At 59.8% G+C, this 23071-nt stretch carries 22 protein-coding genes; 12 read left to right on the forward strand and 10 right to left on the reverse strand.

Annotation, left to right across the window (positions count from 1 at the left end):
• Positions 1 to 36: 36 nt before the first annotated feature.
• The 7 genes from puhA to hemA are packed head-to-tail and all read left to right on the forward strand — an operon-like array spanning position 37 to position 5474.
• Positions 37 to 870: a photosynthetic reaction center subunit H gene (puhA, locus tag ACGHU1_RS08695; RefSeq protein ID WP_390585837.1), complete on the forward strand. Its 834-nt coding sequence runs from the start codon at positions 37 to 39 to the stop codon at positions 868 to 870.
• Positions 861 to 1568, forward strand: coding sequence for a photosynthetic complex putative assembly protein PuhB (gene puhB / locus ACGHU1_RS08700; RefSeq protein WP_390585838.1), 708 nt, complete (start codon positions 861 to 863; stop codon positions 1566 to 1568). The genes puhA and puhB overlap by 10 nt, the downstream gene beginning before the upstream one ends.
• Positions 1565 to 2047, forward strand: a complete 483-nt coding sequence (puhC, locus tag ACGHU1_RS08705) for a photosynthetic complex assembly protein PuhC (protein WP_390585841.1) — start codon at positions 1565 to 1567, stop codon at positions 2045 to 2047. The genes puhB and puhC overlap by 4 nt, the downstream gene beginning before the upstream one ends.
• Positions 2047 to 2361 (forward strand): hypothetical protein, encoded by a 315-nt coding sequence (locus ACGHU1_RS08710; protein WP_390586141.1) that lies wholly within the window; start codon positions 2047 to 2049, stop codon positions 2359 to 2361. Before puhC ends, ACGHU1_RS08710 begins: the two co-directional genes overlap by 1 nt.
• Positions 2358 to 3419 carry a magnesium-protoporphyrin IX monomethyl ester (oxidative) cyclase gene (gene acsF, locus ACGHU1_RS08715; protein WP_390585843.1) on the forward strand — a complete coding sequence of 354 codons (1062 nt, stop codon included), beginning with the start codon at positions 2358 to 2360 and terminating at the stop codon, positions 3417 to 3419. Before ACGHU1_RS08710 ends, acsF begins: the two co-directional genes overlap by 4 nt.
• Positions 3420 to 3436: 17 nt before the next feature.
• Entirely contained in the window at positions 3437 to 4231 is a 795-nt protein-coding gene (puhE, locus tag ACGHU1_RS08720) for a putative photosynthetic complex assembly protein PuhE (RefSeq protein ID WP_390585845.1), read from the forward strand.
• Positions 4232 to 4253: 22 nt separating this feature from the next.
• Positions 4254 to 5474 (forward strand): 5-aminolevulinate synthase, encoded by a 1221-nt coding sequence (gene hemA / locus ACGHU1_RS08725; protein ID WP_390585847.1) that lies wholly within the window; start codon positions 4254 to 4256, stop codon positions 5472 to 5474.
• Between the two features lie 125 nt (positions 5475 to 5599).
• Here the strand turns inward: hemA and ACGHU1_RS08730 are convergent, their stop codons facing one another.
• Positions 5600 to 6193 (reverse strand): pseudoazurin, encoded by a 594-nt coding sequence (locus ACGHU1_RS08730; protein ID WP_390585850.1) that lies wholly within the window; start codon positions 6191 to 6193, stop codon positions 5600 to 5602.
• A gap of 284 nt (positions 6194 to 6477) precedes the next feature.
• Here ACGHU1_RS08730 and ACGHU1_RS08735 point away from each other — a divergent pair, with 284 nt between their 5' ends.
• Positions 6478 to 7272 (forward strand): DUF1499 domain-containing protein, encoded by a 795-nt coding sequence (locus tag ACGHU1_RS08735; RefSeq protein ID WP_390585852.1) that lies wholly within the window; start codon positions 6478 to 6480, stop codon positions 7270 to 7272.
• A gap of 18 nt (positions 7273 to 7290) precedes the next feature.
• Here the strand turns inward: ACGHU1_RS08735 and ACGHU1_RS08740 are convergent, their stop codons facing one another.
• The 4 genes from ACGHU1_RS08740 to ACGHU1_RS08755 all read right to left on the reverse strand — a co-directional run bounded on the left by ACGHU1_RS08740 (position 7291) and on the right by ACGHU1_RS08755 (position 12678).
• On the reverse strand, positions 7291 to 7899 hold the full coding sequence (locus ACGHU1_RS08740) for a CDP-alcohol phosphatidyltransferase family protein (RefSeq protein ID WP_390585853.1): 609 nt from the start codon (positions 7897 to 7899) through the stop codon (positions 7291 to 7293).
• 13 nt (positions 7900 to 7912) lie between these two features.
• A complete protein-coding gene (locus ACGHU1_RS08745; RefSeq protein ID WP_390586143.1) occupies positions 7913 to 9202 on the reverse strand; it encodes a NupC/NupG family nucleoside CNT transporter in 1290 nt (429 codons plus the stop codon).
• A gap of 103 nt (positions 9203 to 9305) precedes the next feature.
• Positions 9306 to 11444, reverse strand: a complete 2139-nt coding sequence (locus ACGHU1_RS08750; protein ID WP_390585855.1) for an FAD-dependent oxidoreductase — start codon at positions 11442 to 11444, stop codon at positions 9306 to 9308.
• A gap of 43 nt (positions 11445 to 11487) precedes the next feature.
• Entirely contained in the window at positions 11488 to 12678 is a 1191-nt protein-coding gene (locus tag ACGHU1_RS08755) for an FAD-dependent oxidoreductase (protein WP_390585857.1), read from the reverse strand.
• 225 nt (positions 12679 to 12903) lie between these two features.
• Between ACGHU1_RS08755 and ACGHU1_RS08760 the strand changes: the two genes are divergently transcribed.
• From ACGHU1_RS08760 to ACGHU1_RS08770, 3 genes are read left to right on the forward strand one after another with little or no spacing between them, the layout of a single operon-like run.
• Entirely contained in the window at positions 12904 to 14694 is a 1791-nt protein-coding gene (locus ACGHU1_RS08760) for an ABC transporter transmembrane domain-containing protein (RefSeq protein ID WP_390585859.1), read from the forward strand.
• The gene (locus tag ACGHU1_RS08765; protein WP_390585861.1) at positions 14691 to 15737 is read left to right on the forward strand and encodes an efflux RND transporter periplasmic adaptor subunit; all 1047 of its coding nucleotides are present in this window, start codon (positions 14691 to 14693) and stop codon (positions 15735 to 15737) included. Before ACGHU1_RS08760 ends, ACGHU1_RS08765 begins: the two co-directional genes overlap by 4 nt.
• Before the next feature lie 8 nt (positions 15738 to 15745).
• Positions 15746 to 17206: a TolC family protein gene (locus tag ACGHU1_RS08770; protein WP_390585863.1), complete on the forward strand. Its 1461-nt coding sequence runs from the start codon at positions 15746 to 15748 to the stop codon at positions 17204 to 17206.
• An 8-nt stretch (positions 17207 to 17214) separates the two neighbouring features.
• Here ACGHU1_RS08770 and ACGHU1_RS08775 read toward each other — a convergent pair whose 3' ends face one another.
• The 3 genes from ACGHU1_RS08775 to ACGHU1_RS08785 all read right to left on the reverse strand — a co-directional run bounded on the left by ACGHU1_RS08775 (position 17215) and on the right by ACGHU1_RS08785 (position 20539).
• Positions 17215 to 17736 carry a hypothetical protein gene (locus ACGHU1_RS08775; RefSeq protein ID WP_390585864.1) on the reverse strand — a complete coding sequence of 174 codons (522 nt, stop codon included), beginning with the start codon at positions 17734 to 17736 and terminating at the stop codon, positions 17215 to 17217.
• A gap of 90 nt (positions 17737 to 17826) precedes the next feature.
• Positions 17827 to 19866, reverse strand: a complete 2040-nt coding sequence (locus tag ACGHU1_RS08780; protein WP_390585867.1) for a sensor histidine kinase — start codon at positions 19864 to 19866, stop codon at positions 17827 to 17829.
• A 37-nt stretch (positions 19867 to 19903) separates the two neighbouring features.
• Positions 19904 to 20539 carry a response regulator gene (locus ACGHU1_RS08785; protein ID WP_390585870.1) on the reverse strand — a complete coding sequence of 212 codons (636 nt, stop codon included), beginning with the start codon at positions 20537 to 20539 and terminating at the stop codon, positions 19904 to 19906.
• 181 nt (positions 20540 to 20720) lie between these two features.
• Between ACGHU1_RS08785 and ACGHU1_RS08790 the strand changes: the two genes are divergently transcribed.
• Entirely contained in the window at positions 20721 to 21539 is an 819-nt protein-coding gene (locus ACGHU1_RS08790; RefSeq protein ID WP_390585873.1) for a hypothetical protein, read from the forward strand.
• Here ACGHU1_RS08790 and ACGHU1_RS08795 read toward each other — a convergent pair.
• Positions 21536 to 22126: an NTP transferase domain-containing protein gene (locus ACGHU1_RS08795; RefSeq protein WP_390585876.1), complete on the reverse strand. Its 591-nt coding sequence runs from the start codon at positions 22124 to 22126 to the stop codon at positions 21536 to 21538. The genes ACGHU1_RS08790 and ACGHU1_RS08795 overlap by 4 nt on opposite strands.
• The gene (locus tag ACGHU1_RS08800; RefSeq protein WP_390585879.1) at positions 22119 to 23063 is read right to left on the reverse strand and encodes an XdhC family protein; all 945 of its coding nucleotides are present in this window, start codon (positions 23061 to 23063) and stop codon (positions 22119 to 22121) included. Before ACGHU1_RS08800 ends, ACGHU1_RS08795 begins: the two co-directional genes overlap by 8 nt.
• Positions 23064 to 23071: the final 8 nt, after the last annotated feature.

Raw genomic sequence — 23071 nt, forward strand, 5'->3', positions numbered from 1 at the left:
CGTTTCGGCCGCATCTGACACCGAAAGGAACGTGAAATGAACAACACTTACATAGTCGGGACGTTCGACGTCGCCGAACTCGCTTTCCTTAGTTTCTTCGTTTTTTTCGTCGGTCTGGTGATATACCTGAACCGCGAAAGCCGCCGCGAAGGCTATCCACTCGAAGATGAACTGACGGGCCGCATCGAGCCCGGCACGCCGCTTACCGATGCGGGCAAGAAAGTCTTCAAGCTGCCGCATGGCCGCGGCGTTTACATTCCAGAAGACGTGCCGCGCGATCCGGCGAATATCGCTGCCGAACGCACGTTCCACGCAGGCGGCGCGCCCTATGTGCCACCTGGCAATCCGCTGACATCCAACATGGGTCCGGCGGCCTATGCCAATCGCGAAGATTATCCCGATCTGACCTTTGACGGCCAACTCCGCATCGTCCCCATTGCCGATAGCCACGATATCGTGATCGCCCCCAACGATCCCAGCATCATGGGTTGGCCGGTTGTCGCTGCGGACAAGAAAGTCGTCGGCAAGGTCACCGATATCTGGGTCGATCAGTCGGAGCACATCATCCGCTATCTCGAAGTGACCACCAATACCGGCAACAAGGTGCTGGCGCCGATGTTTGTCTCTTTCGTCCAGCGCAGAGGCCCGCTTCAAGGTGTCTTTGCTAACAATGAATCCCTCATCAGCGGGATCCTGCCGGAGAAAGAACCGCTGGTTGAGATCGACGCGATCACTTCCGAGCAATTCGAAAGTGTACCGAAAATTGCCACCGCAGGCCAGATCACCCGTCTCGAAGAAGACAAGATCATGGCCTATTTTGGCGGCGGCTACATGTATGCGACTGCAGAGCGAGGCGAACCGTGGCTGTAAACCTCTCAAACCAGCAGGCACCGGAGCCAAGTGCGGACGGCGATCCCATGGGAACGCCAACCGAACAGGAAACGGTGCTATGGCAGGGTAAGCCGGATACGGCGATCCTTGCCCGCAAAGCCTTCCACACGCGCAAGGTTTCGCTGTATTTCGCAGTGCTGATTGCGGCCTCGCTCGCCTTTGGCAATGTGCAGGCGGCGATTGTCTGCACCGTGCTTGGCCTGACCGCGCTGCTGATCCTTCAGGGGCTGGCATGGCTCAGCGTGCGCACCACGCTGTATATCCTTACCGATATGCGTCTGATCATTCGCAAGGGCATGGCCATCGAAACGCGGATCAACATCCCGCTGAAACAGGTTTCTGCCGCGCATCTGCACATGCAGGGCAAGGACCGCGGTGATATCGCAATGGAACTGCACGGGGACCGCCTGCTTGGCATCATGCTGCTTTGGCCGCATGTCCGCCCGTGGAAAATCAACCGGCCCCAGCCAATGCTGCGCGCCGTGCCTGATGCGCAGAACGTGGCCCGGATGCTTTCGGATGCCTGCGCCGCAATCAATCCGATTGAGCAGAATTTGACCGCGATCAATGAACCATCTGTTCAAAGCGGCCAAAAGAAAAATGTCCCCCCTGCGCGCCCTGAAAAAGGGTCTGTCCAGCGAGGACCGGATCGCGGTTTTGAAGGAGCGCCTGCATGATCGTTCGCGAGTACGAAGAAGACGAAATCACCGTCCACAAACTGCCCCTCTATATGATGGGCGCGGTGGCCGTGTTCTGCGTCGCGCTGACATCTGCTGTCAGTCTTGGCTTCGTTGATCGTACTGCGATTGCGCATGATGTGCGCGCCGCCGAAGGTGTGACCTCGGTTTCGCAGCGCAGCCTCAAATTCTACGACGAAGCGGACGGCTCTGTTCGCGTAGAAGACGCCTCGACCCGCGATGAAGTTGCACGCTTTGGCGTCGGCTATGGCGGTTTTGTACGCTCGACCTTGCGATCCCTGGTGCATGAACGGCGCATCAGGGGCATCGGCGCGGCAACACCTTTCGACCTCATCGAATGGAGCGACGGTTCGCTGTCTTTGCAAGACAGCACCACCAATGAAAGTATCGAGCTGGGCTCTTTTGGCCCGGATAACCGCGCGGTTTTTGCCGCCATGTTGAAAGAGGAGACGCGTTGATGGGATCCAGCGCCGCTATTTCACCAATGGACGCAAGGCGTTTTTCAACGCCCTGCACCATTTCCGTCGAGCAAAGCTCGGAGCATTTTCATGCGCATGTCGAACTGGAGGGCAACGTCCAATTGCACCCCGGCGATAAAGTGCGCGTGCACGGTGATCCGATCACCGTGCCGTTCGGCCACAGCGCCGTGTTTGAACGCGCCGCGACCGTGACGCGCGCCGGTCCGCTGGGACGCGCCATCACGCGGCTCGCTGCCTATTTCGATCTGAAAGAACTTTACGAAGTCAGCTTTAACCCGGGGAGGATCAAATGAACGCGCACGCACCAATCACCAGCGAAGACGCAATGGAGATCGCCACTCAGGACACGATCCTGACACCGCGGTTTTACACCACCGATTTCGACGCGCTTGACGCGATCGACGTATCGCTCGTCCGCGAAGAATGGGACCAGCTTATCGCCGACATGGTCGGCGATCCGAACAAGAAGCATTTCAAGCACGATGGCAGCTTCACCGGGGTCATCGAAAACCTCGAACCAGAACTTCGCGCCGAATTCACCGATTTCCTCGTCAGCTCGATGACCTCGGAATTCTCAGGCTGCATCCTGTATGCCGAAATCGCCAAGCGGACGAAGAACCCGGATGTAAAGCAGCTGTTCAAACTGCTCGCCCGCGATGAAAGCCGGCACGCAGGGTTCATCAATGAATCGCTGAAAGATGCAGGGATCGGTGTTGATCTGGGCTTTTTGACCAAGACGAAAAAATACACGTATTTCAAACCGAAATTCATCTGGTATGCGGTCTATCTGTCGGAAAAGATCGGCTATGCGCGGTATATCACGATCTACCGGCACCTGGCCGCCAACCCGCAGCACAAATTCCACCCGATTTTCGACTGGTTCGAAGAATGGTGCAATGACGAGTTTCGCCACGGCGAAGCGTTCGCGATGCTGATGCATGCCGATCCCAAGCTGCTGAAAGGCTATAACAAGCTGTGGATCCGGTTCTTCCTGCTTTCGGTCTATGCCACGATGTATGTGCGCGACCATGCGCGGCCCGTCTTTCACAAGGCGTTGGGCGTCGATCCGACCGACTATGATTACGAAGTGTTCCGGGTCTGCAACCAGATCAGCCGGCAAGTTTTCCCCGTCGAACTGGATATCGACAACCCGGCCTTCCGCGCGAACATGGAAGCGCTGCGTCAGGCGGCCCTGCGGATCGAAGCGGGCAAGGAACAGGGCGGCATCGGCGGCATGGCCAAACGCGTCAGCGGGATGGCCGGTGCAGGCTGGAACTTTGCCAAAATGTATTTCCAGCGGACCAAGCCAAACACGCTTCCGCAATCCATCCGGCTTCAGCCCGCGTGGTAAGCTGGAGCGGTCATGTTGTGCCGTTCATCGTGACGGTCGCGATCTGGTTTGTCGCCACCGGGCTGATTGCCTGGGCCGACAACCGTGAACGCGCGACCTTCACGCGCAGCCTGATGATTGGCGGCGCTTGCGGAATTGCGGGCCTTGTGACGATCCTGATCGCGTCGCAATCAGCATCACTGTGGGCGGTTTACCTCGCATTTGTCGGCGCGTTGATGGTTTGGGGCTGGCATGAAATCGGCTTCCTCACAGGGGCCGCTGCTGGACCGCGCCGTATTCCTGCAGATGCGGAACTGCGCGGCGCACGGCGGTTTGCACAGGCAAGCGCGACGGTAATCCATCACGAGGTTGCGCTGGCGCTGACGGCGCTGCTGCTGATTTCGCTGTCTTGGAATGCGCCCAACCAGATCGGCGCGACCGTATTCGTGCTGCTCTTCGCGCTCAGGCTGACGGCCAAAATCAACATGTTTATCGGCGTGCCCAATTCGACAGCGGAAATGCTGCCGCTGCATCTCGATTACCTGAAGACATATTTCGGGCGGAACCGGATGACGGCGCTGCTCGCCATCTCGATCGCGGCCATCACCGCGGTTGCCGCCTGGTTCGGGTCGCTGGCGCTTGCCGCCCCGGTGGGCAGCGCGGAAATGGTCGGGGCGAGCCTGCTTACAACCTTGTGCCTGCTCGGGGCGCTTGAACACGTATTCCTCGCCCTGCCGTTTCGCGACGGCATGTTGTGGGGCTGGGCCCTTCCGGGCCGGACACCGCCGGTGCGAGGGGGCACGGGCGGATCGAAGACTGACTGGAAGACATAATATGCAAACAGAGGGAAAACCGATGGATTACGAATCCTATTTCGCAAGCGAGCTGGACGGCGTGCGCGAAGAAGGGCGTTACCGCGTCTTTACCGACATCAAACGGCACCGCGGCAAATTTCCGCACGCGACCCGTTTCGTGGATGAGGAAACGCAGGCGGTCACCGTCTGGTGTTCAAACGATTACCTCGGCATGGGCCAGCACCCTACGGTGATTTCGGCGATGCACGACTGCCTTGATGAATGCGGCGCCGGTGCAGGCGGCACGCGCAACATTTCGGGCACGAACCACTATCACGTACTGCTGGAAAAAGAGCTTGCTGACCTTCACGGAAAGGAAAGCGCGCTGCTGTTTACCAGCGGATACGTATCGAACTGGGCGGGTCTGGGAACGCTCGCATCCAAGATCCCGGGATGCGTAGTGTTCTCAGACGCGCTCAACCATGCCTCCATGATTGAGGGGATACGGCACAGCCGCGCCCCTTACAAAATCTGGAAGCACAATGATCCGGAAGACCTCGACCGGATGTTGTCCGAATTCGGACCCGACGTGCCAAAACTCGTCGCTTTTGAAAGCGTGTATTCGATGGACGGGGATGTCGCACCCATCGCGGAGATCCTCGACGTGTGCGAGAAACACGGCGCGATGAGTTATATCGATGAGGTTCACGCGGTTGGCCTGTATGGACCGCGCGGCGGCGGCATTGCCGAACGCGAAGGCCTCATGGACCGGATCACGGTGATCGAGGGGACGCTGGGCAAGGCGTTCGGTGTGATGGGCGGCTATATCGCGGCCAGCAGCAACCTCGTCGATTTTGTCCGCAGCTTTGCCAGCGGGTTTATCTTCTCCACCGCGCTTCCGCCCGCTGTGGCGGCCGGTGCAGCCGCCAGCATCCGCCATCTGAAAAACAGCGATGAAGAGCGCGAGGCACAGCGCGACCGGGTCAAACAGGTGCGTCGCAAGCTCGACATGATGGGCATCCCGCACCTCGACAACCCAAGCCACATCATCCCGGTGATGGTCGGCGATGCGAAGAAGTGCAAAATGATCAGCGACTGGCTGATGGATAATCACGGCATCTATGTGCAGCCGATCAACTATCCGACTGTGCCTGTGGGAACAGAGCGGCTGCGCCTGACGCCTTCACCCGTGCACAGCGACGGCGATATCGACGCGCTGATCAATGCGCTCAGTGAAATCTGGTCGCAGTGTGAACTCGCCCGAATGGCGACCGCCGCTTAATCCGGCGCGTCGATCCCGGTCTCTGCAAGGATACCGGCTGACATCATCGGGTATGCATAAGAAAAGGGCGGCGTGGGAAACCACACCGCCCTTTCTGTTGGCGTTAGCCGAAATCGCGAAGGCGATTACCCGCCGAGCATGCCGCCGGTTTCAGCTTCGTCAAAGATTTCAGTGAACTCACGACCAGCGAGGCCTGGATGGCTCACAGCCTTCGCAGCTTCGAGATTTTCGGTCACGCCATCCCCTTCAACGATGATCATGCCAACCATGCCGGCTGCGTAGTGCGGAACGCACTGGTAACCGTAGATGCCCGGCTTTGGCAGGACGTAGGACACTTCCTGATTGATCTCACCCTGCCAGCCACGTGTGCCTTCGGGGATCATGCCGTCGATCGACGAGGACTGGTGGGTCGGGTCGGTCGGGATGAAACGAACCGTATCGCCAACCTGCGCCGTGATAAGGCGCGGTTTGAAGACCTGCAGACCGCTCGAATCGTCGGGATCGCGGGTGTACATGTTAATGTCGATCACGGTGCCGTTCGCTTCGACTTCGGGATCGGCAGGTGCAGCCGCTTCGGCAGGAGCCGCAGCTTCTTCAGCTGGTGCTGCTGCAGTGGTTTCTTCTGCCGGAGCCGTTTCACCATCGGTGCGGCCGCCGCATGCAGAAAGTGCCAGAAGGCTTGTCAGCGCAACGGCGCTCATCAGGGTAGTACGCTTCATTTGTGTATTCCTTTAAATAACCGGATGAGCGCGAATAATGCGCGCTCGATAACGAATAATGCGCGCTCGATAACGAATAATGCGGTGTTGAAAGCGTCGGAGCGGCACGGATCCCCCCGCCCTGTCCGTGTTTTCCGCATACCTGTAATGCTTGAAAGTCGATCGGTTTCCCAGAAAAAATTTCGTCGCCCGGTATACCCGCATCTGTTCACCTTAGCACAGGGCCGGTTTGCCGCGTACACAGCCGGCATTGCCAATGCGAAGAACACCGCTAAACAGGCGTCATGAAAAAATTCTCGCTAAATAAGCTCGTCGTCGCGCTCATCATTTTCCTGCCGATTTATTTCGCAGTTGCTGCGCTGGGCACGAAATTCGGACTTTGGGGCTGGCAGTTCAGTCTGGGCACACTGATCGTCAGCGGCGGCCCGATCCTGCTCGGTCTGACCGCGCTGGTCGCGGTCATCGCACTAATCGCTGCGTTGCTGCGCAAGCCGCGCAAAGGCTGGATCGTTCCGGTTGCCGGTATCGTGATCCCGCTGGCTGCGTTTGCGATGCTTGCGACGACCGGAACCACCGCAGAGGCCAATCCGATCCACGACATTTCAACCGACACGTCGAACCCGCCGCAATTCTCGGCCGAGACCATGCAGGCGCGAGAGCAAGCGGGTGCGAATGCGCTGAATGATTATCAGACCCCCCTGGGCGAGACAGAGATGTATTCAGGCGCCGCGCCAGAACTTGCAATCAAATCGCACGCGCAAATCATCAACGAAACCTATGCGGACCTCGCTCCGCTTCCGCTGGGCGGCGCAAGCCAGGCGGACGCTCTGGCCGCAGTGGCCGCCGCGATGGCCAATATGGGGTTTGACGATATTCGCACCGATGCACAGGCTGGCCGGGTCGAAGGCGTGGCAGAAACGTTCTGGTTCGGTTTCAAGGATGACGTCGTTGCCCGCGTGGGCGAAAACGAGATCGATTTCCGGTCCGTCAGCCGCGTCGGACAAAGCGATCTCGGCGCGAATGCCGACCGGATTGCGGAACTGCGGGATGCTGTATCGGGCCAGATCGGGCAGCGTTGAATCTCTAAGCGCGGAGCGTCAGCTCTGCTTGAACTGGATTGCCGCAAGCGCGCTACGCTGGAACACGGTGACAACGCATAGCGCCGCATAGCCATAAGCCAGAACTGCGAACCATGCGGGAAACACGCACATTGCCGCAAACACGGCGATGGTTTCCGCCCCTTCGGCAAGGCCGGTGGAATAAAAAAAGCTCTTTTTCCCATGTGCGTCTGTCGCCTCTCCGCGCTCTGCGGCGATGACGGCATAGGCAAGGAAGCTCACGCCAGTCAGGACAAAACTGGCCACCAGCACCAAAGCGGGCAGCGTGTTCTCAGGCGAGAGGATACCGAAACCGAGCGGGATGGATACGTAGAACGCGAAATCGGCAACGATGTCGAAATATCCGCCAAGATCGGTCTTTCCCGCGATCCGTGCGACCGCGCCGTCCAGCCCGTCAAACAGCCGGTTTGCGGCGATCAGCGCCAGGCCCGGCCCGATATGGCCAAACGCGATGCTGGCTGCTCCGCCAAGTCCCAGCACCAGCCCGGCGAGGGTCAGCATATTGGCGCTGATCCCCGCCGCGTGCAGTCCGCGCGCCGCCGCGTTCAGGGGCGGATCAATCAGGGGCCGCAGCTTTGCATCAAACATCGCCCCTGCCCCCTCAGCTTCCGAAGGTGACGAGGCCGATCCACGCCCCCGTCATGGCGGTTGCGATGTTGCCCGCAATCCAGCTTTTCATGCCAAGTCCGGCAGCCTCGGCCCGCCTTTCGGGGCATAGCGTCCCGATGGTCGAAACCAGCAAGCCGACGCTGGCGAGGTTCGCAACGCCGCACAAAGCATAGGTGACGATCAGCAGGCTGCGCGGCCCAAATGTGTCAGCAGGCAGCGCCGCCAGCTCAAGATAGGCGACATATTCATTGAGCACCGCCTTTGTGCCCATCAGCCCGCCCGCGGCCTGCGCCTCGGCCCATGGAACGCCGATTGACCACATGAGCGGGGCAAAAAGCCAGCCGAACACGCGTTTCAGCGTGAGCGGCTCATCACCCACCAGCGGCAGCAGGGCAAGCACCTGATCGGTCAGCGAAACCAGCGCGAACACGACCATAATGATCGCGATAACCGCCAGAAACAGCTGCATCCCGTCCATCGTGCCCTTTACGATGGCGTCGATGCTGCTTTCGTATTTGAGATCCGCTTGATCTTCTGCGTCTGCGTCTGCGGCGCCGGTTTCGGTCGCGACATCATCCTTTGTCCCCGGCACCATCATCTTCGCGATGAGCAGTGCTGCGGGCAGCGAGATGAGCGAGGCAGAGATCATATGGCCGACCGCATCATCGACCGTTTGCCGCAAAGTAGTGGCATAGAGGATCAGGATCGCGCCGCTGATGGTCGACATGGCGAGCACCATGATCTGGAACAGCTCTGCGCGGCTGACCTTGGCAAAATAGGCTCTCACCACAAGCGGGCTTTCCACTACGCCAAGGAACATGTTCGCTCCGCCCGACAGGCCGACAACGCCGCTGACGCCCAGCGATTTGCGAAGCAGGAAAGACAACCCGTTTACGAGCCATCGCAGCACGCCCCAATGCCACAGCAACGCGGCAAGCGCGCTGAACACGATCACCAGCGGCAGGATCTGGAACGCGATGACAAGCGGCGGCTGCGCGCCCTCTTTCAGCTCAAACGGAAGTTCCGCTCCGCCCAGATAGCCGAACATGTAAGATGACCCAACCAATGTGGCGCGCTCGATCGCGGCGACTGCTTCATTAGCAAGAGTGACGGTGTCCCAGATGAACGGCACGCGCACGATCAGCAGCGCGAGTACGCCCTGCAGCGCAAGCGCGCCTGCGATCCAGCCCCAGCCAGGCCGCATCGCACGATTTTCGCTCAGGCCCCAGACAATCAGCAGCATCGCAGCAATACCAAGAATGCCGCGAAACTGATCGAACATTTCCAAAATTCAATCCCCGAACCATTGCGGCCAATTGCCACCCTGCCAGCCTTTGCCGAAAAGCGCGCTCAACGCCAGAGTTTCGCCAAGCGCAGAGTATTCATCACCCCCGGCGCCAGTCGTGATATTTCTCCACCCAACCCAGCAATGCTTCGGGCTTGTTGGCGCGCTTCCAGTCGCCAGCGGCGTATTTGTTCGCCTCAGCCATGGTCGGATAGGTGTGGATCGTGCCGAGAATTTTGTTCAGCCCCAGCTTGTGCTTCATCGCCAGCACGTATTCCGCCAGCAATTCGCCCGCATGGCTGCCGACAATCGTCACGCCCAAAATCGTGTCCTTGCCCGGAGGCGTCAGCACTTTTACAAATCCCTTGGTCTCGCTTTCGGCGATGGCGCGGTCCAGATCATCGAGGCCGTAAACAGTGACCTCGTAATCGACGCCCTGCTCTTTCGCCTCGGTTTCGTTAAGGCCAACGCGGGCAAATTCGGGGTCGAGGAATGTGACCGCCGGGATGACACGGTAATCGGCCTTGAACTTTCTGAGCTGGCCGAACAGCGCGTTGACGCTGGCATACCACGCCTGATGGCTGGCGACATGGGTGAACTGATACGGGCCGGCAACATCTCCAGCGGCAAAGATGTTGGGGAATTTCGTGGCGAGAAATTCGTCCGTCACCACAGTCCTGTCCGTATCGACACCAATGCTTTCTAGCCCGAAGCCGGTGAGCTGCGCCTTGCGTCCGACCGCCACGATCAGCGCGTCGAACGGGATTTCAACTGTGCCGCCATCATGTTTTGCGACCAGTGTAGTCCCGTCCACTTTAACCGCTTCGTGGTCTGTCAGCACGGTCACGCCTGCTTCTTCGAGAACCGTCTTGGCCAGCGCGCTCACCTCTTCATCTTCGCGGCCAAGCACACGGCTCGACATTTCGACCTGCGTGACATTCGATCCGAGACGGGCCATCGCCTGCGCGATTTCGCTTCCGATAGGGCCGCCGCCGAGGATCGCGACGCGCGCCGGTGCCTTGTCCATCGCAGCAAAGGCATCCCACATCGTATCGCTGGTCAAATAACCGCTCCCCTCCAGCCCATCGATCGGCGGAACGAAAGGTTTTGCGCCGCTTGCGATGACGATGCTGCGGGTTGTCAGGCGCTGTGTTTCGCCGTCATTGCGGGCGATCTCCACTGTCCACGGATCGATGACAGTCGCGTATCCCTTGACCACATCGACGCCCAGGCCTTCGTATCGTTCAACGCTGTCATGCGGTTCAATCTGTTTGATGACATCCATGATGCGGGCGATGGTCTTGGCAAATGGGACGTCAGGCTCGGTTGGCGTAATGCCGTAACGGTCGGCGTGGCGCATCGTGGCTGCGACCTTGGCGCTTTTGATCAAAGCCTTTGACGGGACACAGCCTGTGTTGAGACAATCCCCGCCCATCTCGTTCGCCTCGACCAGCGTAACCTTCGCTTTGACCGTCGCGGCGATATAGGCGGAGACAAGCCCGGCGGAACCGGCACCGATTACCACCAGATTGCGGTCGAAACTCTTTGGCTTGGTAAAACCTTTATAGACCTTGCGCCGTTTGATGATGCCTACGATCCCTTTGGCGATCCACGGCACGATGCCGAGCAGGACGAACGATCCGATCACCGCAGGCGAGAGCAGCCCCGATGCGCTTTCAATCTGGGCAAGCTGGGTGCCTGCATTGACGTAAGCGACCGTGCCCAGCAGCATTCCGATCTGGCTAACCCAGATGAAAGTCAGCGTCTTGATCCGGGTAAGTCCCATGACAAGGTTGACGACGAAAAACGGGATCAGCGGGATCATGCGGATCGTGAAGAGGTAAAATGCCCCGTCGCGTTCCAGCCCGTTATTGATCGTTTTCAGCCGCTCACCAAACCGGTCCTCGATACTGTCGCGCAGGACATAACGGGAAGAGAGAAACGCCAGCGTCGCCCCGATGGTCGATGCGAACGACACCAGCACCGTACCGACAACCAGTCCGAAAAGCGCCCCTGCCGCAAGCGTGAGCAGACCGGCTCCGGGAATGGAGGCCGCCGTCGCCGTGACATAGATCAGGAAAAACCCCGCGAGGACCAGCACCGGGTTCTCGTCATAGATCGATCCCGCCCAGTCAGCTGCGCCTTTTATCCCGTCAACCGTCAGGAACCTGCCAAGGTCGAAGATAAAATAGGCTGCCAGCAATGCTGCGAGCGCCGCGATGATGATTAGTTTCTTCATAGAATGCCCTTTGGACCCCTGTTCGCATCAAGGCGAGCAATCGTTACATGTTTTTGGCAAGGTCAGCGTATTTGCTGATCCAGCGCGCATCGATCCAGTGTTTGATCTTTGCGATCAGACGGCTTTCGGCTGCGAAAGGGCCGTAACTGGCAATCGCGGATCCGTCGCCGGTGGACATGAGGTAGAGGTTCCGCCCGCGCGGCAGGTATCGCCGCCGCGGTGCTCGCCCGCCCGCTGCAGCGCGCAGATTGTCTGCGAGGATTGGTCCTGCATACACCGCATGGACGCCCGAATGCGGAATGTCGGCATCTGTGCGCATCGCAACGTCTCCGACTGCAAAAATGTTCGGATGCGAATGCGATTGCTGGTGCTCGTCCACAAGAATGAAGCCCTCTTTGTCGCAGGCAAGGCCGCTATTCGCAGGCCAGTCAGGGGCCGTGCTGCCGATGGCCGCAACGATAAGATCGGGCGTTTCCAGCCGATCCTCTCCGGCATAAAGCACGCCGTCATCAAACCGCGCATCGGCGGCGAGCACCTCAATGCCTTGCCATTTAAGCGCCTGCTCCACCTTTTTGCGGACGGCAGATGAGAATGACGGGGTAACACCGCCCTTGCCCGCTATCAAAGTGACGTTCGGCGGGCCGCTTCCTTCGCGCGCGGCGCCCCGGTTGCGCATGGCAAAAGCAAGCTCCACGCCGCCTGCTCCGCCGCCGATGACCGCTATTTCAGGCGATCCTTCCAGCACGGCCAGGCGGGTCTCCAATTTGTCCACGAATGCATCGATAGGGCGAATGTCGATCAGCCGGTCATCTGCGTCCAACACGCGGTGAGCCTGTCCCACGCCCCCAGTGTCGATAGAGGCGATCTCGAACGAAACCGATCCCCCGCCCGCCAGCAGGGCGCACCGTGCCGCCAGATCGATCCCGGAGCAGCGATCCAGCACCAGATCCGTGCCCGCCCGACGTGCCAGCGCCGCCACGTCGACCAGTCCTGTGTCGCGATCATACTGGCCGCTGATCCAGCCCGGCACCATGCCGGAATACCTCAGATGACGGGAGGGCGTCACAAGCGTGGTTCGCTCAGCTGGAAGGCCGTTTTCGATCCAGTCAGCCAGCACCGCCACATGCGCATGGCCGCCGCCGATCAGCAGGACGTTTGCTGGCCTTTCATTCGCACTTGCATGTTCAATCCCGTGTTCGGTCATGCGTTTCCCCGCAGCGAGCGGTGTATCCAAGGGCAATAGCGCCCCGGTCCGCGCCTGATACGCGCCTGTGTCATCCGCCCGTCGGCGGTGCAAGCAGGCATTGAGCGTGCGCTTTATGCAATTAGGGAACCTGCGCAGGCGAAAAACGTTTATTGTGCGCTGCGGGACGTGTAGGCTTGCGGCTCCGCTGGAAGGGATCCCGGCGCGATCGCACAGGCACTTTGTTTTTTGCGCTGATTGGACGGGAACCTGGTAATGCCCTCGGCATCCGAAAACGCTTCCTATGGAACTCGATTGTCACTGGCGAAGTTTTTCCGCCGGTTTTTCGAGATTCTCAAACCCGAAGCCAGCTTTTACTGGCTTGCGCTGATCTATGGCGTCGGGATCAGCCTGCTTTCGCTTGCCACACCTATTTCGGTGCAGATGCTGATCAATACGGTCGCCAACACCGCGCTCGCTGCGCCGCTGGTGGTCCTTTCGCTTTCGCTGTTCGGGCTGCTTGTCCTGTTTGGCCTGCTCAATGCCCTGCGCATTCACCTGATGGAGCTGTTTGCGCGGCGGTTTTACGCCCGGCTGGTGGCGGAAATTTCGCTTATCTCGGTCTACGCGCAAAACCCCTTTTTCGAAGACAGCCGCAGGCAGGCGCTGTTCAACCGGTATTTCGACGTGATCGTCGTGCAAAAGGCATTGCCGGTCCTGTTTATCGGCGGGTTCACCGTGGTGCTGCAGGTGGCTGTCGGGTTTGTCCTGGTGTCGCTCTACCACCCGCTTTTCATGGTTTTCACCCTCGTCATGAGCGCGATTATCTGGGTGATCTGGCTGGTATGGGGATCGCGCGCTGTGCGCACCGGGATCGACCTGTCGCACGCAAAGCATGAAACCGCCGCATGGCTGGAAGCGATTGGATCATCCAACGGCTTTTTCAAATCACAGCGCCGTGTCGATTACGCGCTTGAGCGCACCAATCACTACACCCACGATTATATCGAGAGCCGCAAACGCCATTTCCGCCAGCATTTTGCCCAGACGCTCGCATTCCTGCTGCTCTATGCGGCAGCCAGTGCGGTCCTGCTGGGCCTAGGGGGTTGGCTTGTCATTCAGGGCGAATTGACGCTGGGCCAGTTGGTGGCCGCCGAACTTGTGCTATCGGTCGCGTTTTTCGGCGTGGCGCAGCTGGGCATGTATCTCACCTATTTTTACGAGCTGTGCGCCGCGATTGACGAGCTCTCGCTGTTCTACGATGTCGAGCAGGAGGAGCATTCCGGCGATAGCGCGGTCAGCGGCGAAGACCATACGATCGTATTCAGGAACGTGCGCGGTAAAGCGCGAAATGAACTGGCGGAATTCAACCTCGCGATCCCCAGCGGCGCAATCGTGATGGCCGCCGCCAGCCAGCCGGGCGTGCAGCGCCTCTTCACGAATTTGCTCAAGAAACACCAATTACCCGACGGCGGGTTTGTGACGATGGGCGATGTCGACCTGCGCCAGATCGAGGCATACAGCCTGCGCAAGGACGTGCATGTCCTCAACCGCCCCAGCTTTGTGGGCATGACAATCCGCGATTACCTTGCCCTGTCCTGCCCCGAATCCGCGCCGCAGCGCATGGTCGCCGCGCTAGACACCGCTGGCCTGACCGACACAGTGGCCATGCTGGATGAAGGTCTCGATACGCAAATTGCATCGACCGGCTGGCCGCTTTCCTCGGTCGAGCTGCAACAGCTGAAATTGGCGAATGCGCTGCTCGAACGTCCCCGCGTTCTGGTGCTCAGCCAGCTTTTCGATCTTGTTGCGGAAGAACACATCGCCGCCGCTATCAAGGAATTGCGCGAACAGGCATATTCGACCGTCATCTGCTTCACGAACCGCCGGAGCGATCTGGGCTTCGACAAATTCCTGTATCTCGAAGCGGGCAAGCAGAAATTTTTTGACAGCGTTGAGGATTTTCAAGCTTCTATCGGCGGCAAACCGCACACCGGACCGCATCATGCGCGCGCACTCGAAGACGTGGCGACCGGCACCGCTTTGGGCAAGAAAGCAGGCGCATGAGCATCTTTACCCCCACCGCAAAAGACCTTGTGCCGTTCACCGCGCTAAAAGCGATCTCGACCCCGCGCATCATGCGCACAGTGGTTGTGATCGTATTGAGCGGCATTCTGGCGCTGATCGCGTTCCTTTTGTTCGTGCCGTGGGTGCAGACAACCGGCGGTCAGGGCGTTGTCACCACGCTCAACCCCGATGAACGCCAGCAAAATATCAATGCGGCTGTGTCGGGGCGGATAGAAGAATGGTTCGTGCGCGATGGCAGCGCCGTTTTGAAAGGCGATCCGATTGCCCGCATCGCTGACATCGACCCGCAGCTGGTCCAGCGATTGCAGGCAGAGCGGCAGCAGGTGCTCATCCAGCTTCAGGCGGTGCAAAACGCACTGGCAACAGCGCAAATCGACCAGCGCCGGATGCAGGAATTGTTCGAAGCCGGCCTTTCCGCGCGGCGCGATTACGAACAGGCGCAAATCCGCGTGCAGGAAATGCGCGGGCGCGTGGCAGAGGCGCAGGCTAATCTGACCCGCGCCGACACGGCGCTTTCGCGGCAGTCCGAACAGTTGATTGTCGCCCCGCGCGATGGTTTCATCCAGTCGGTCAATGCCGGCGACGCCGCGACCTTGGTCAGCGCCGGCGACGTGCTGGCTTCGTTTGTTCCTGAAACTTCGGAGCGCGTGATCGAGATCTTCGTCGATGGGCGTGATGTAGGCCTGATCCAGCAGGGCGAGGAGGCGCGCATCCAGTTCGAAGGGTGGCCCGCCGTGCAATTCAGCGGCTGGCCCTCCGTCGCAATCGGGACATTCGAAGGGGTGGTGACATCCGTGGACCAGTCAGCACAGGCTGACGGGCGTTTCCGTGTGCTGATCGCCGAAGACCCCAATGCCGAATTTGCATGGCCGGAAGAACGTTATGCCCGGTATGGCGCGGCCGTTCGGGCGTGGGTTCTGCTTGAAACGGTGCCGGTCGGATATGAGATCTGGCGTCAGCTCAACAATTTCCCGCCTGAACTGCCTGCGGCAGCCAATACCGCGCAGGGGCAGGCCACCTGATCATGCGCATGGCTGCGTCTTCTGGACTGGCAGCGGCGCTGTGTGCGATCGCCGCGTCAGTATCAGCGCAAACCGTCGCGCCGCTTGACGATCCACTGGAACAGGCGATCACGAGCGGGCCGTTATTGCCCGAAGAGGTGCTGCGCAGTTCGGCGCTTACGTTCCCGAGTATTCTCGAAAGTTTCGAACGCGAAGCCGCCGCACGCAGCGATCAGCTTGCGGCAGATGGTGCATTCGATCTGATGCTGAAAGCCGAAGCGTATGACCGCGTGACCGGCACATTTTCAGGCGGGTATGCAGAAGCGGGCGCGTATCAGCCGCTCCGGCCGATGGGCGCGGAGATTTACGGCACATACCGCGTGTCCGATGGCCGTTTCCCGATTTACGAAAACATTTACAACACCAATGAATTCGGCGAATTCAAAGTCGGCGCGCTGTTTTCACTGCTGCGTGACCGCCGCATCGACAGCCGCCGTTTTGCAATCGAGGACACCCGAATTGCAGCCGACCAAGCGCGGCTCGACGTGTTGCTGGTGCAGCTGAATGTCCAGAACGAGGCGCTCAAATCGTATTGGCGATGGGTCGCGGCGGGCAATGAAATCCGCGTGTACGAAGAGCTGCTGGAGATTGCGCAGGCGCGCACCATCGGCCTGTCGCGCCAGGTCCGCGCCGGGGCGACACCGCGCATCGCTCTGACAGAGAACGAGCAGAACGTTATCCGGCGCAAAACGCTGCTCGCGCAGGCGCAGCGTAATTTCGCGACCGCTGCCAACAGCCTCTCGTATTATTTGCGCGGGGCCGATGGCCGCCTGATCGCGCCGACACGCGAAATGCTGCCGCCGATCGGCACGCTGGCCGCACTGCCCGATATGCAAAGCCTGCTGGCGCTGGGCCGCAGCGAAGTGCTCGCCAACCGGCCCGAACTCCAGACCTTTCGGCTGGAGATTGAGCGCGCGGCAAACAAGGTCGAACTGCGCCGCAACGATCTGCAACCGCAGCTTGATTTCAATGTCGAGCTGTCGCGCGATTTTGGACCGATTGGCGATGGCGGCCCGACTTTCGATTCCACTGACGCAGTGGTCGGTGTGCAGCTAACCGTGCCCTTGCAGCGGCGCGAGGCACGCGGGCGATTACAGCGGGCCGAGGCGGAGCTGCGCGAAAAAGAGCTTAAAGAACGACGGATTGCCGACCAGATCGAAGTGGAGCTCGACAACATCCTGACCAATCTGAACGCGGCATTGGAATTGGCGGTGTTGGCGGATCAGGAAGTTGAGCAGGCCAGCGCAATGGTCGCCGCAGAGCGTAAACGGTTTGACCTGGGCGCGGGCGATTTCTTCCTCGTGAACCTGCGCGAAGAAAGCGCCGCAGACGCGCAAATCCGCGCGATCCGGGCTGGCCTCACCGGGCGGCTGGCCGCCGCAAGCTATTCCGCTGCAACGATGGATCTGGACGAGCTGGGGCTGGAATAACCGCTCCGTCAGTCAGGCAGCAGACTGCGTTGCAATTGCATCAGTGAAAGCGGATCGTTCGCGGTGGCCAGCGCCTCCCCCTCCCCGTCGGTTCCCCAGTAATGGATTAGCGAATGGCTGGGCTCAGCCTCGAAATCCTGCGCATCAAATGTCTCGGTCAATCTGTGCTTGGCATATTTATCGCGCCATTTGAGCGTGAGCTGGGTGAAGCGATAGCGGGTGTAACGGCTGAATTCGATTACTCCGTCGCAATCGTTGGCGGCGCATTCGGTGCGCAAATTCCCTCCCTCGCCTGACAAGATTACGGCAACAGGGGCAGCCTCATCGCTTGCCGAGGCACCTTCGCACACCGCGATCGCATAACCGAATTCATCTTCGGTCGATGTTGCGTGAAAGATTTGCCGTTCGCCCGCCGCGCACAATAGCACATTGGTCAGCTGATCGGATCGGGCTGCGCTTTCAGGCGCGGCGAAAGCTGTTGCAGCGGACATGAAGACCGCGCCGGCGGCAATGGTTTGTAACAGCATCATCGGAAAACCCCTTGGTTTCTATGATGATGGTTTAACCGCTATTCAAATGCCCACGCGATGGGGGCAATCCCCCATTCAGCCTAGGCGGTTTCAGCCGCCCGCAGGCACGCCGAGCACGAACAGCGTGCCTTCCCCCGGCGCAGACCGGATTTCCAGCGAGTGTCCCAGCCGCGCGGCAAATTGGCGGACCAGCGCCAGGCCCAAACCGTGCCCATCGCTGTCCGCTCCTTTGACATGCGGTTTCGCAAATTCAGCGACCTCCGCCTCGCTCATCCCGATGCCGTTATCGCTGATGCGAATCTCGGTTTGCTCGCCAGCCTGCGCCGCTTCCAATGTGATTTCGCCTGCGCCTGCGTGTTTCAGAGCGTTGGACACCAAATTGCTGACAGCGCGCATCAAGTCGACCGGATCGGTGTGGACGGACAGATCGGTAGGCTTGCTAATCAGCTGCGTTCCTGCGCTTTCCGCCTCGCTGCGAAACATTGCGGAACAATTTTCCAGCGCGACCGAAAGCGGGAATGTTTCTGCCCCCTCATCCGGTGCAATTCCGGCCAGTGCAGTATCATCCTCCGGCACTTCGAGCAGGCCTGTTTCGGTGATCGCTTCAAGGTAATCGAGCGCACTTTCCAGCTTTCCTGCCGCCTCTCCATCGCGCGCAGCGACACGTTCGACATTTTGCCGCAGGGCAATCATCGGTTGCTGCAAATCGTGCGATGCCGATTGCAACCGGCCGCGCATCGCCTCGGCGGAACGCCGCGCTGCATCATAGCGCGATCGGCTATCCTGAAGCGCATAGGCCAGCTCCAGCTTTTCGCGCGTTGCCGCCACTTCCAGCGCGAGCGACCGGTTAAGCGCGCGCTGCATCGCGAGCATCCGCACAACGATCGCGATAAAGAACGCAAAGCTTTCAAACAGCAGCGCCGCGTGGAAGTAATCTAGCGCGATTGTCAGGGGAAGCTGTCCCGGCATCAGCAGCATCGCAGCCATCACCGCAACCGTCAGCGCAATGACGGCGGAGCCTGCCAGAAACGGGATCGCGCCCAGCACCCTGGCCCGCAAAGCGATAACAGCGATGGCGAGATAAGTCAGCGAAACGGCGGGCACTGCGGCGAAAATCGCGCGCTGGACCGGGGCGAATTGCCAGCCGGTTGCTCCGATGACGATCATCACAGCAAGCCCCGCCTGCATCCACCGCACAAACCCTGCCATGGTCGGCGCGGTCTTGCGCAGATCGGCAAACACAAACGCAAACTGCAGCAGGGCGAGCATGATGGCCGGTATCAGGATGATCGTAATCGGCTCATGCGCCCACATCGCCTCTGTCAGGATGAAACGATGCAGATACCCTTCGATATTCGCGACGAGCACTGCGCCCAGCCCCGCATATCCGGCAAAGCCCAGCGCCAATGGCCATCCGGCCAGGCGGCCCATGAACAGCGCCGCGATCACTAGCGCCAGAATTGCGCCATTGATCGTCCAGTTGAACCGCGCTTCTTGCATGTGCGCGGTTCGCATCCGTTCCTGCGTGGCGAAAGTCACCGGCATCCAGCTGCCGGTGGATGAACGCACGCCAATCAGTATCTCCGCAGTCTCGCCCGCCTCCATGAACAGCGGCGCGACCAGATACTGGCTCTGAACAGGACGTGCGGAAAACGGTGTGGTTTTGTCTATGTACAGCAACGTCTGGCTGACACTGCCGCGATCGAGCTTTGCCACCAACAATTCATCGGCAAAAGGGCGCTGGATATCCAGCAACCAATCCCCCGCCCGATCAGACGGGTTGCGAACCTGCATGATCAGCCAGATGGGCACATCCTTCTCACCGAAATCGAGCCAAGGGGTAGTGACCGGCTGGAAATCCGCCCGCTGGCGCAGGACAGCAGCCGGGTCCAGATTGTCGCTGTCGCCTATCAGGTAACGCATCCGGTCAAACGGCTGGACGTGAGAGTTTCCTTGGGGAAGATCGACCGTTTTCAGCGCCGCCAGCCCATCACCCTGCGCAGTGACCGCCGGAGCAGCAATCACGCCTATAGCGGCTGCGATAACCAGCATCAGCAAGGTCAGTCTGGCCGCGAGAGATGGGGAAGCTGTCATGGTTACTGGATAGATCGCCAATAGGGCAGGCGACATGGGGGCAATCCCCCATTCACTGCCGCAGCATTTGCAGTCACAGCTGGGAATGCTCGTCCAGCATCCCTTCGCGAAGGGCGTGGACCAGTAAGCCGGAGACCGAATTGACCTGCAATTTTGCCATCAGGCTGGCGCGGTGTTTCTCCACGGTTTTGGGACTGATGGAGAGCGCATCGCCAATGGCGACATTCTGATGGCCAGCCGCAATCAGGGAGAGCACTTCGTGCTCCCGTGCGGTCAGCTCTTCACGCTCCGGCTCGGCTGCCAGTTTGTCCGCGACTTCCTGTGATACGAACTGTCCCCCGGCAAGGATCTGGATAAATCCCTGCTTCATCTCCGATGGCTCTGCGCTTTTCAGGAACAGGCCATCGACTCCGGCTGACAGCCAATCGGCCAGCATTCCCACTGATGTAAAGCCGGTGACGACCGCGACCCGCGTATCCGGTGACCAGCGACGGGCCTCGCCATAGACCTGTATTCCGCGCGCCAGAGGCATCGCAGCATCCAGCAGCAGCAGATCGGGCCGGTGCTGTTTGACCAGCGCAATTGTCTCCAGACCGTTCTGCGCCTCTGCGACCAGATCGACTGTGCCAATGTCGGCAAGGATGGTCGCAAGCGATTGACGCACAATCGCGTGATCATCTGCAATGATTGCCGTGTGGTTTTCCGTCACGAGACTGCCCCCAAAATCTGCGCCCGCGCCCAGTGCATAACACTGGATGACAAAATTCCAAATTCGCGCCCGTTTCCCGGCGTGAATACAGGATGGGGAATTGGCCCTATTTGTCCCGGCGAAGCGCTGAGCCAGAATTGCGGGCACAATCTGCACTCACGCAACTTGCTAGGAAAATCGCATGAAACCCGCCTTTACCGCTATCGCAGCAGCATCTCTGGCCCTGATCGGACAGGCACAGGCAGCCCATGCCCGCGTCGCCTATATCTGCCCCCAGCTTGCCGGATCAGAGCTGCAAGTGACCGTGAAAAGCGGCTGTATCAGCACCTCTTCCACCCTCGCAAAAAACGATCTCGCGCTCGACGTGGATCAGAACAATGCTGTAATTCGTGTGTCAGGCGACCTTAAATTCGAAAGCAGATCGCTTATCGGGACAGCCGATTGCATGGGCGCGCGCAACGAAACCCTATCCGCTGCAGGCATGGAGGCGCGCCGATACAGCGTCATGTTTAACGGTGTGATGCTGGGTATCGCCGATTTCCTTGACGATAGCGCGAATGCCGTCTGCCTGAACGCAGGCGGTCAAAGAACTGCAGAACAGGACGGCCAGCTGTCCCTGTCCCGCTTTTCCGACTGGGATGATGATCCGGTCGCGGGCTGGCAAAACTGGCGCGATAGCAGCGTGATCGATGTGCTTGGCCCGATTCTGGCCGGGTATCCAGAAGGGCTGGAGGGTCAACCGACCGCGGAAATCGTTATCAAGAAACAGCGGTGGATGCGCCGGGTCATGCAGAAAGAGGGAATCAATTGGCGCGACCCGTTTATCGGTGTTTCAATAACGCAGCACGGTTACCTCGACGATGCGGTGTCAGGCGGGCGGTATTTCGCCGCACTGCGTCAAGAAGACAACGGCGAGTGGAAACTGGCGCATTTCTGGAAACAGAACATGTGCGCTCGCGGGCCGAATGCGGGCCAGTGGACAGCGGACCTTTGCCCCTAGGATCGTTCGAGGGCGGCAAGTGCCTCCGGAGTGTCGATATCGATGAGCCAATGCGGCGCGCAGTCAAACGCCTCTGCATCCTTAAGGATATCGCGCGCACCGGCATCGCCGCCCAGGCGGGCGAGCGCACGGAAGTGATGCGATCCGAAAACCGCTGGCGGCATGATCGCCCCGGCCCCTCGCGATCCAGCAATGAAATCCGGGCCATGACATTCGGCTTTACCGATGAGCGCGCCGAAATGCTCAGACGGAACCAGCGGCATATCAGCCAGTGCGATCAACAGCGCATCGGCGCCCGCTTCCATTGCCAGGCGCGCCGCCATCGCAGCCGAAGTGCCCATCCCCTCCTCCGCTGCACCATTGCATTGCGGCTGGAAACCGGCCTCTTGCCATGCGGCATCGCATGGGTGCGCGAGACGCGATGTGATCACCCATGAGGCGTAAAAACGGTGCGCACCCATCGCCTGCGCAGCGTGTATCCCCAGCATTTTGCCTCTGAAATCCGCCGCCAATTTGTCCTCGGCACCAAACCGGCGAGAAGCTCCTGCAGCGAGCAAGGCTGCGGCCAGACGCTTTTGCTCAGGCAATCCCCGCTCCGAAATCGGCATCCTGATAGGTGCGGATCACCTCGGCAAGCGTCGATAGCGCGAGCGTCTGCGGATCGCGTGATGAGTGAAAAATGCCAATCGGTGCGCGGATTGTGTTCAAACGGCTGTCCGCAATGCCCTTCGCGCCCAAAGCTGCAATCCGCATCTGGTGCGCTTTTCGCCCGCCCATTGCGCCGAGATAGAAGTGCGGCAGTTCAAGTGCGCGGGTCATCAAATCGATCTCCCAATCGTGGTCATGAAACAGGAAGACGAATGCCGTCCATGCGTCACCCTCTAACGCCTCCACCTGTGTGACCTTTGACAGCGGAGTAACAGGGCGGCCCTTGCGTTCCAGCGCCGCCGCAATCCGGTCGTCAGGAGTGAAGACCTGCACTGCGCACCCCATCGCCTGCGCCATATCGTGCAGCGCCTCTACCCCTGCGCCGTGTCCCACAATCGCAAGCCGGGGTTCCGGCCAGTATCCAAATGTCGCAGTGCCAGCCTCTGTATCGAAAACGGGGCGGTGCCATTGAGCAATGTGCTGCGCACCGGCATCGCTCAACGCGACACTGAAAGGCGCGCGGCTGTTTATCGAAGCGAGGCATTGTGTGGCGAGACTATCATCCCAGAGCGGCTGGAAATGCAGGTCCAGCCCGCCGCCGCACGGCAATTTAATATCAAGATAGCGTGATCCAGCACCAAACCGGACGATGCGCGATCCTGCTGCATCCAGCGCGTCCAAAGCCTCTGCGATCACGGCATTTTCGATACATCCGCCCGACAGCGATCCGGCATAACTCCCGTCCTGTGCAACCGCCATGACACTGCCGGGATTGCGCATCGACGACCCCTCTACCGCGCACACCGTGACCAGCACCGCAGCTTCGCCAGCGGCAGTGTGCCGGTGCAGAAATTCAAAGACGTCGCGGAAATGCACCGGGAAAG

Source organism: Erythrobacter sp. MTPC3, from assembly GCF_042854385.1.
Taxonomy (GTDB): Bacteria; Pseudomonadota; Alphaproteobacteria; order Sphingomonadales; family Sphingomonadaceae; genus Erythrobacter.